At 71.5% G+C, this 9602-nt stretch carries 5 protein-coding genes; 1 reads left to right on the plus strand and 4 read right to left on the minus strand.

The window, feature by feature from the left end; genetic code table 11:
- Positions 1-2: 2 nt before the first annotated feature.
- Entirely contained in the window at positions 3-869 is an 867-nt protein-coding gene (locus HG543_RS28265) for a LysR family transcriptional regulator (protein ID WP_169347993.1), read from the minus strand.
- Between the two features lie 90 nt (positions 870-959).
- On the opposite strand from HG543_RS28265, the gene HG543_RS28270 reads away from it, so the two are divergent.
- Positions 960-1610, plus strand: a complete 651-nt coding sequence (locus tag HG543_RS28270; protein WP_169347994.1) for an RNA 2'-phosphotransferase — start codon at positions 960-962, stop codon at positions 1608-1610.
- A gap of 18 nt (positions 1611-1628) precedes the next feature.
- Here HG543_RS28270 and HG543_RS28275 read toward each other — a convergent pair whose 3' ends face one another.
- Genes HG543_RS28275 through HG543_RS28285 form a run of 3 tightly spaced genes read right to left on the minus strand, consistent with a single transcriptional unit; the run spans position 1629 to position 9309 of the window.
- On the minus strand, positions 1629-5093 hold the full coding sequence (locus tag HG543_RS28275) for a PD40 domain-containing protein (protein ID WP_169347995.1): 3465 nt from the start codon (positions 5091-5093) through the stop codon (positions 1629-1631).
- Positions 5087-5626, minus strand: coding sequence for a DUF1318 domain-containing protein (locus tag HG543_RS28280; RefSeq protein WP_169347996.1), 540 nt, complete (start codon positions 5624-5626; stop codon positions 5087-5089). The genes HG543_RS28275 and HG543_RS28280 overlap by 7 nt, the downstream gene beginning before the upstream one ends.
- Positions 5623-9309, minus strand: a complete 3687-nt coding sequence (locus tag HG543_RS28285) for a translocation/assembly module TamB domain-containing protein (RefSeq protein ID WP_169347997.1) — start codon at positions 9307-9309, stop codon at positions 5623-5625. The genes HG543_RS28280 and HG543_RS28285 overlap by 4 nt, the downstream gene beginning before the upstream one ends.
- Positions 9310-9602 lie beyond the last annotated feature (293 nt).

The following is a 9602-nucleotide window of genomic DNA, read 5'->3' on the forward strand; positions in this document are numbered from 1 at the left end:
TGTCAGCCGAGCAGCGCCCGCACCACCTCTTCCGCGAGCCGCGTGCCCCGGCCGCGCCGCATCAGCAGCCGGTAGGTCACCGGAGGCAGGCCGCGCACGGTGAGGCGCGTGAGGCCCGGGGTGGCCACCACGTCGTTGACGATGCCCACTCCCACGCCCAGGGCCGCGAGCCGGCAGACCGCCTCCCAGCCCGTCACCTCCGCCGCGACCTCGAGTGCCCGTCCACGTGCCGCCGCGGCGTCCTCCAGGGTGGCCCGCAGGGCGCGACCGAGCGGCGGCACCAGCAACGGGTGCTCCAGCAGGGCCCCCACGTCCACCTCCTGGCCCGCCCGCGCCAGCGGGTGCTGCCGCGCGGCCACCGCCAGCATCGCGGCGGTGACGATGGGCTGCGAGCGCAGGCCCGGGGGACTCGATGCCGGCCCGGCCACCACCGCCAGGTGCGCCGAGCCTCGCTCCACCGCGGCGACGGCCCCGGGCCCATCCACCACCAGGAAGGACAGCACGCCGGCCCGTTCACGCAGCAGCGGAGCGATGCGCTCGGCCACCACGTGCACCAGGGCTCCCTCTCCACAGGCGAGCACCACCCGCTCCTCCGCCTGTCCCTGCCGCAGCTCCACCAGCAGGGCGCGCTCACGCTCCAGCACGTCACGCGCCCAGGCGAGCACTCGGGTTCCATCCGGCGTGAGCTGGAGTCGCCGGCCCCGGCGCTCGTAGAGGGCCGTCTCCAGCGCCTTCGCCACCCCCTGCAGCCGCGCATGCATCGCCGGCTGGGACAGCCCGATGGCACGCCCCGCGAGCGTCAGGTTGCAGCCAGCCTCCGCGAACGCCACCAGCGCGCGCAATCCATCCGTGTCCATGAGCCCAACCATCCATCTTTTCGATAGCTGCTGAAAAGGTCCGATTCGTCGTCCGGACGGGAGCCGGCTACTGTTCCTCCATCGAAAGAACGGAGAACGGTCATGGCCACCTCACGGCATCAGGAGAAGGAACTCCAGGCACTCACCAGGAAGTCGAAGAAGCTGTCCTGGTTGTTACGTCATGGCGCACGGGAGACGGGCCTCGCCATGGACTCCGCGGGCTTCGCCAACATCGGCGACGTGCTGCGGCTGACGGGCCTGTCTCGGGACGATCTCGATGAGGTCGTCGCGGAGAACAACAAGTCCCGCTACGAGGTGCGGGGCAAGCAGGTGCGCGCCGTGCAGGGCCACTCGCTGGAGGGCACTCCCGTGACGCTCGAAGGGCTGGAGCGGAGCTGGGAGGAAGTGACCTCGGACTCGCTCCTCTACCACGGCACCTCCGTGGGCTCGGCTCGCGCCATCCTCTCGGGAGAAGGCATCCACTCCGCCGCGCGCACCCACGTCCACCTGGCCGCCACGGCGGAATCGAAGGTGGGCAAGCGGGCCGGCGTGGATGTGCTCCTGGTCGTGTCCCCCGCGCGACTCCGGGACTCGGGCCTGCGCGTCTTCCGCGCACCCAACGGCGTCCTGCTCGCGCGCGCCATCCCCGCCGAAGCCATCGTGAACGTGGTGGCGTGCAATGGCCCGGGACGCTTCGCGCTCGCGGAGCTGAAGGGGCGGATGGGGAAGGGCGCCGCCTCGCCCGTGGCCTGAACCCGGGCCACGGGCGGGCTACGGCGCCGCGGGCGTCACCTGGGCGTCCCGGACCTCCGCGGGCGGGTTCGCGCCGAGCGCCAGGTAGATTTCGAACCACGCCCGATAGGAACGCCAGGAAGGCGTCCGCTGGTCGACCAGTGACTGGTGCGCCTGACCCACGCGCCCGAGCACGTCGAAGGGCATCCGCGTGTTCCCATCCGAGTGCAGCTGCGCCGCGAACCAGAGCACGTCCAGCTGACCGGAATAGACCGGGGTATGGGTGCGCTCGCGCAGGGTGTCGGCGTGCGCGATGGCCATGCCCAGCCAGCGGGCCGCCTGCGCCGAATCCTGCCGGTCCACGGCATTCTCGGCCAGCCGCAGCTCCGCCAGCGTCACCGCGCCGATGTCCTCGTCCCGGTCCGTCTCGTCGAACTGCTCCAGGAACAGCGCCCGCCGCTGTTCGAGCGCCCGGGCGGCGGCATCCAGGCGCCCGAGCTTCGTCTCCGCGTTGGCGCGCAGCCCCGCGGCGATGAGGCGATAGGAGCGCCGCGCGTGCTCGGGCGAGGCATGGGCCCACTTCAGCGTCTCGCGCACGGCAGGGGTGGCCAGGTCACGGTCCACGTCGTCCAGGTCCTCCAGCGTCCGCCGGGGCAGGCCCGCTCCCAGCGCCGCGGCGCCTCGGGCCAGCCGTACCACCAGCCGGTTGCGCAGCCCCTCCGTGTCGCGCGGGGCCGCCTCCAGGAGAGGCAGCTCCCGGTCGTAGAGCGCCAGGGCCCGCTCGAACTTGCCCGCGGCGAGGTTGTAGAGCGCGGCGCGGTCCACCACCAACGGGACGAAAGGTGCCAGCTTCGGCGAGGCGTCCACCATGGCCAGGGTCTGGTCCGCGGCCTTGGCGGACTCCTCGGCCTTGCCGACGTGCAGCAGCGCCCGGGCGCGAGCCAGGGACACCGCCAGCCCCGCCGCGTTGTCCACGTAGGGCAGCTTGTCCCGCTGGTCGAGGTGGCCCAGGGCGATGTGGAAGTTGCCCACCTGCGTGTGCAGCAGCCCCAGCGCGCCCAGAATCATCGCCTTGTAGCGGACGTTGTTGCGCACCAGGTCCAACGCAATCAGGTAGTGCCGGTTGGCGCGCTCGGCGGCGGCGGCGTTCCGGCTCCGGAGGAAGTCCTCGTGGTGGATGGCGCCCTGGAGCGCATGCGCCGCGCGCTGGTTCTTGAGGTCCTTCCACGAGGCGCGCAGGTGCTTCACGGCCGCCTCCACCGCCTTCGCGTGGGCGTCGTCATCCAGCTCGGGCAGCTGGCGCGCGAGGAGGTACGCCTTCACGAAGCTCGCGAGCGACCCGGCCTTGCTCGCCACGGAGGTGGTGACTTCCTTCTCCACCACCGCCGGGCTGACGCCGGCGCGCAGGCGCAGGTTCATCGACTCCACGGCGCTCTCCAGGGAGCCGGTCCGCTGCGTCACGAGGTCGAAGTCCGCGCGGGCGTCGTCCATGCGCTCCCGTGCCAGCCGGCGGTAGGCGCGGCCCATCATCGCGCGGCGGAACAACCGCTCGGCCCGGCGGCGCTCCTCGGTGTTGGCCGGGGCGTCCTCGACGTAGACCGTGGCCAGCGCCTCCTGGATGCCGTCGGCGCCAAGGCTCGAGGCGCGCTCGACGGCGTCCTGCACCAGCGCGCGCCGGCGCAAGGGGTCCGTCTGCCGGCGGTAGAACGCGAGCAGTGCTTCCCGGACCTCGCGGGGGGGACGCTCCTCGTGCAGCGCGTTGACGTGCCGGCCCATCTCCAATGCGAATGCATAGGCCGAGCCCGCGGGCGCCGAGGCGAGGGCCTGAGCCATGGCGGCATCCGCCTCGGCGTAGGGGCGTCCCCGGTACAGGGCACGGACGGCGGCGCGAGCGAAGTCGAGCTGGTCATCCGCGGGGAAGACCTTGCTCAGGGACAGCCGGCGGCCGGCTTCCACCAGGGCCTCCCGGTCCTCCAGCTTGCGGTACAGCGAGTCCGCACGGTCGTACCAGGCCTCCAGCACCGCGCGCGGCGTGGTGTCCGTCACCTGCGCCGCTTCCAGTTCCTGACGCGCCTGCGTGAAGTTGCCCGCGGCTTCGTACAGCTCACTGCGCACCACGTGCTGGAAGACGGCGGAGGGCGGACTGGGCGCGGCGGCCGGCTCCAACGCGGCCAGGCGCCGCTTCTCGGCCTCGTTCAGCTCGTCCATCATGCGGCCGCGATCCCGGTCCTTCATGGCGCGCCGGTGCTCGATGAGCAGCTGCAACGGCTCCGCCAGTCCCGCGGTGTCGGGGTCGCTCACCGCGCGCATGCCGCGGGCGTAGAACTCCGCCGCATGGAAGTCCTCGAAGGCCAGGTGGAGCAGGCTCAGCCGCATCATGAACAGCCGGCGGAGCTTGGGTCGGTCCTCACGCAGCAGGCGCTGGCGGTAGAGCAGGAGTTGATCCGCGCGCCTGCCGACCATGGTCAGCTCCTCCCTGAGACGGGCAATGTCCCAGGCGCTGGGGACCTGGCCATCCAGCGGAAGCTGGTACACGTCCAGCGACCCGTCGCGTGAACAGGTCGCGATGAGGGACTCGGCCGAGGGCGCGGGGTACTCGCAGTTCCAGGACACGCTGGTGAGCTGCTCTGGACTGGAGGCGGCGGCCAACTGGGGCGCGTCGTCGCGCTCGGAGGCGAAGGGCACCCGGAACAGCACTCCGCTGTCGCCGCCGTCGATGACGCCGTCCGCGTTGGAGTCGGTGAAGAACTGCACCACGTACAGCGAGCGCCCATCCCGCGAGAACACCGGCTGACCCGTCTGTCCCGGCAGGTCCAGCGCCAGCGGGATGGGGGCGGCCTCGGGACGGTCCAGCCGGAGTGCCTCCAGGTGGGCCGAGGCGCGCGCGGCGAACCCGGGGCCCACCTGCTTCACGGAGCGCTGCACGGGGACGTACACCAGCCAGCGGCCATCGGGCGAGAGGGTGGGGCTCGTCAGGTTGCGCTCCAGCAGGGGCTTCGCGCTCAGCTTCTTCTCCACGGTGACGCGCGACAGGTGCAGGTCGCCCTGGATGGTCGCCCGGCTCACCAGCGCGACATGCGAGGCGTCGATCCACTCGGCCTGCAGCGCGCTGGTCTCCTCCTCGAGGCAGCGACGGTTCTCCGCGCCCGGCAAATCACGGACGCAGAGCTGGCCGCTGGCCTGGTTGCGGAACGAGACGTAGAGCAGGTGCCTGCCGTCGGGACTGATGCGCGGCCACGTCACGTCCGCGCCTTCGTCGAAGAGGCGGCGCTCGCGACCTCCTTCCAGATCCTGCGCGTAGATCTCCGTCGCGATGTTGCGGTTGGAGACGAAGATGAGCGTGTGCCCGTCGGGCGTCAGCTGCCCCAGGAAGTGGTCTCCCATGCCCACGGTGAGCCGCGAGGGCGTGCGCAGGCCGCCGTCGTTCTCATCGTCCTGGGCCCACGCACCGCCCGCGACGAGGACGGCCAGGGCCAGGACGCACAGGCCGCGGGGCGTCAGCACTTCTTCTCTCCCCAGGTGCCGTCATCCGCCTGGACCCAGCCGCCGCAGATGACTCCCGTCGCGTGCACCTGCTGCCAGTTGCGCCGCAGCGACTCCTCGGTGGCGGCGGGGCGCACCGTCCGCATCCACTGCCACAGCTGCATCCGGGCCCGGTTCACGCGCTCCATGAGGGCGAGGTCATCCGCCGTCAGGCGCCCCGCCACGCACTGGCGCCGGGTGTCCACCAAGAGCCCGTCCTTTCCTTCGCCCAGGCAGTGGCGCCGCAGCAGCTCGTCGACGCGGTCCGCCTGCGTCCGGCCGTTGGTCTCGACCAGCGGCGCGGGCTGCATGCCCAGGTCCTCCAACTGGTTGGGCGTGAGCGGCACCGGCGTCGGGCTCATGCCCGCCCGGGCGAGTCGCCGCTCCACGTCCTCGAACGAGCCCGCGGCCTGTTCCTCGAGCGCTGTCGCGCGGTCGACCATGACGATTTCCGGGGCGCTGATGCACCCGGAGAAGGCGAGGGCGGCGAGCAGCGGAAACCCGCGGTGTTTCATGGCATGACCTCGGGAAGGGTCAGGGAGGTGATGGCCCGGTCGATGATGGGGCCCATGGGGATGCCCCGGATTTCATCGATGCTGATCAGCTTCGCCAGGCCGCCCATGGTGATGCTCAGGCGGCCGAAGCCGTGGTTGAAGCTCACGCGCACATGCTCCGGGTAGCCCAGCCTCAACGCGTAGCGCACGCGGTTGGTGGCGGGGTCGGCATGGTGCGGGTCCTCCAGGTCGAGCAGGTCGAGCAGGTGGCGGTTGCCGATGCGGAGGATCTCCGCGCGGCCGTTGATGCTGCGGTCCCTGCCCGAGATGATGACGGCCGCGTTTCCGTCGAAGGGCTCGCCCCGCGAGGACTTCACGCCGGTCGCCCGGACGTGTGCTTCGAGGATGGAGTTCTGCCCCTGGTAGTCCAGCGTGCACTGCCCGGTGACGCGCCCGCCGCGCACGCCCATCTCCAGCTGGCTCATGGAGACCACGTTCTGGTTGATGGACAGGTTGCCGGCCAGGGGCGCGATGGAGAGCATCGGCGTGGTGATGCTGCCCGCCGACACGAAGCCACCGTTCGAGAGCAGGGGGTGCTGGTCGGCGTAACGGAGCATCGAGTACGGGTGCAGGTCGATGTCGTTCTGCAGCCGCACCCGGCCCTGGGTGAACTCCACGTTCTCGATCATCGGCACGTTGCCATCGAGCGCCTCGATGACGACGCCCGACTCCGGCAGCCGCACGTTCACGTTCTGGAAGAGAAGGTTGGAGCGCGTCCGGAAGGCCACCAGGTCGGGTGAAGCCACCCCGATATTGAAGGTGACCTTGCCGCTGCTCTCGACGATGCCGCGCTGCGCGAGCTTCGCCAGGTCCTGCTCCAGCTCGCCCCGCATCGCGAGGCGGCGCCGGTTGTCGCTCAGGTCGAGCCGGCCGCGGACCTTCAGCAGGGTCCCCGTCCCCGGGTGGACCAGCTGGAAGTCCGGGACGTGGAAGACGCCATGGGGCTTGCGGCGAGCGGAGAACGACCACTCCACGTCCTGGACCGGATAGGGCAGCGCAGGCTTGTGCTCGAAGGCCCGCACCAACATGCGGTGGCTCAGCTCGATGTCCTCCGCTTCCCAGTCCTGGGGAAGGGTGGCGGTGGTGTCGCTGGTCACGTCGGAGAACGTCAGCCGGCGATCGCTCAGGCCCAACCCGAGCCTCTCCAACGTCAGGCGGCTGTGGACGATGCGCCGCGTCTGCTCCACGCGCGCGTCCACCTGCCAGTTCAGGGTGGGGATGTTGATGGACGTGGCGTCCTGCCTCCAGCGGAAGCCGCGCGCGACCACCGCCGCCTTGCCCTCGAAGCTGGCCGTCCGCAGCGGGTCGGGGACGAGGCTCGGGACTCCGTTCGCGGTGATGTCCGTGACGACGCCGAGTAGCGTGCCGTGCACGTCGACGTTCAACGCGAGCCGCGAGGTGTCCAGCTCCTTCGGCACCTGGGCACGGGCGAGGAGCGGTGACAGGGCACCGAGAGGAGGCAGGTCGCCCGTGACGTCGCAGCGCAGCGCGCGCGTCTTCCGGTCGAACGCCAGCGCGGCATCGAGCGTGAGCTTCTGCCCGGCCTTGCTGGTGAGCCCCAGCCGGACGGACGGCTTGCGGCGGTCGAGGTCCAACGTCAGCGTCTGGTGTTGAGTCCCCAGGTCCAGCTCGCCGACGCGCAGCCCGTCGACTCGAAGGTCCAGGTCCCCCTGGTGCCGCCAGACATCGCCCCGCGAGCTCAGCACGAGGGCGGCGGTGCTGGCCGACACGTCGTCCCATCCCGGCCGCTGCAGGCGCAGCTCCGTCCGGTGCTCCAGCCGCGGCGAGGCGGAGAAGAGCGCCGCCACCCGGCCCTTGGAGGCCAGGTTCACGCCCAGGTGCTTCCAGGGAAGGCGCGCGGCGACCGGCTCGGGCAGGAAGGGCCGCGCGGCCACGAGGTCCGGGGTGTCGACAGCCAGGGTGTATGCCAGCGTGTCGGTCCCCTTGGTGGCATCCAGCGACGCGTGCATCGTGCCCACGTCGAGCGCCAGCCGGCCACGGGCGCGGCTGCGCGCCGGCTCTTCCCACAGGGGGAACAGCTCCGACACGTCGAGCTTCACGCGCACCGGGCCCTTCAGCACCTCGCGCCCATCCGCCATGACGACGTGGAGCGACTCCACGGGTACGTCCGCCTTCAATGCGAAGGGCGGCTCTCCCGCCAGGGGGGCCTGGAGCTGCAATCCCAGCCGTTCCGCGCTCGCACGGAGCCCGGAGGCCCGGAGGTCCACGGCCTCCACCTTTCCGGACAGGGCCACGTCCCCCGCGACCTTGAGGGGGGAGGAGAGGTCCGGCCGCAGCCGCTGGCCCGTCAGCTCACCGGAGGCCTTCGGAACACGCAGTGAGGTGGGCCCCTGGAGCTCCAAGCCCTGGAGCGAGAACGCGAGCCGGGAGGCCAGCCCCGTCTGCGCATCCGGGGTCGCCACCAGCGAGACGCGACCCCCGCCGAGCGCCACCCGAAGCCCGTCCTGGACGAGCTGGAGCGTCGCGACGTCGACGTCCAGGCCGAGTCTGCCCTGGGCTCCCAGCCGCGGCATGGCGCTGAGGGTGACCTCCTGGGCGTCCAGATGCACCTTGCCGCGCTCGACGGAGAACGGCCGCCAGTCGGCGGGGAGCCATTGCAGCAGCCGGGCGAGATCGACGTCCACTCGCGCGCGAGTCACGACGGGCGGCACCTCCGCCGCGTCCGGGAGCACCACCTGCGCCTGCACTTCGGCGCTGTCGGTCAGCCGGGTGCGCTCCAGCTCGATGGCGATGTGCCGCTTCTCGCCATCGAACGTCGCGGAGGCCGCGCCGTGCAGCAACGTGCGGAGCGTGAGCCGCGGCTCGAAGGTCTGCCGAGCGACATCGAGGTCCACCCGCGCGCGAGCGGCCGTCGCTCCCGCCTCCGCCGAGAGGGCCAGCTCCAGTTGCGCCAGGGCCGGTGGAAGGGCAGGGCCTTCACGGCTCAGCTCCAGCGACAGCGGCGTTTCCGTCCGCCCCATCCTCGCGAAGAGCTTCCAGCCCGCGTCCTGAGGCTTCGCTTCCACCTCGGCGGCGAGCCCCCGCAGCGACCAGCGCTCCTGGACCTCTCCGTTCCGGACGCGCACGTAGCTCAACGACACGCCCGACACCTCGACGCTCCCGACGGGCGGCGCGGAGGACAGGAGGGCGGCGAGCTGCCCGGAGGCTCCGGGGGAGGCTTCCACGGGTGACGGCTCGGGGGCGGGTGGCCCCGACAACGCCGTCAGCGAGGTGGGACCGGCGTCGTCGGCCACCAGGGCCAGGGCCACGTCGCGCACCGCCACCCGCTCGATTCGCACGGGCCCGCTCAGCAGGGAGCCGGGCGACCACCGGGCCTCCAGGCCGCCGACGCGCAGCAGCTCGGGGGCGACGTCATGGAAGGGCGGCGGAGTCTGTACGACCAGCCCTTCCAGCCGCAGACCGGAGAGCAGGGCCACCTGGAGCGTCTGGTAGTCCAGCCGGACACCCGTGGCCGCTTCCACCTGGGAGACGATGCGCTGCTTCAGCCAGGGCCGGTCGAGGTTGTGCAGCGCGACCACCACCGTGAGCAGCACCACCGCGAGGACCGCGATGGGAACCAGGAGCACGCCTGCGATGATTCGAGCCAGACGCCGGCGAGGTCGTTCAGCTCCGCGGGATTCCATGATGTTTGGTCGACTGCGAGCGGCCCGCACCGTCCTACCATGTGGTGGAATGGGGTTTCAATCACGAGGTCGGGCGCGCTGGGACGCCAAAACCCGTGTTCCCCGGCAAAGCAACCCGGTTCTCCGGGAGGTGGGGCCCCGTTCACGTTCGCGCGTCGGAGCCGGAGGCACTCCCGCACCACCTGTCCGACTTCCTGGGCTGAGGTGCGCCGTCCATTGGACCTCACGCCGTCCGTTCATTGGAGGACGGGGCAGGTGTCTGCCATTGGAGGCAGGTGGGGCAGGGCGGGAAG

Origin of the sequence: Pyxidicoccus fallax, from assembly GCF_012933655.1 — a bacterium.
In the GTDB taxonomy this organism is placed as follows: Bacteria; Myxococcota; Myxococcia; order Myxococcales; family Myxococcaceae; genus Myxococcus; species Myxococcus fallax.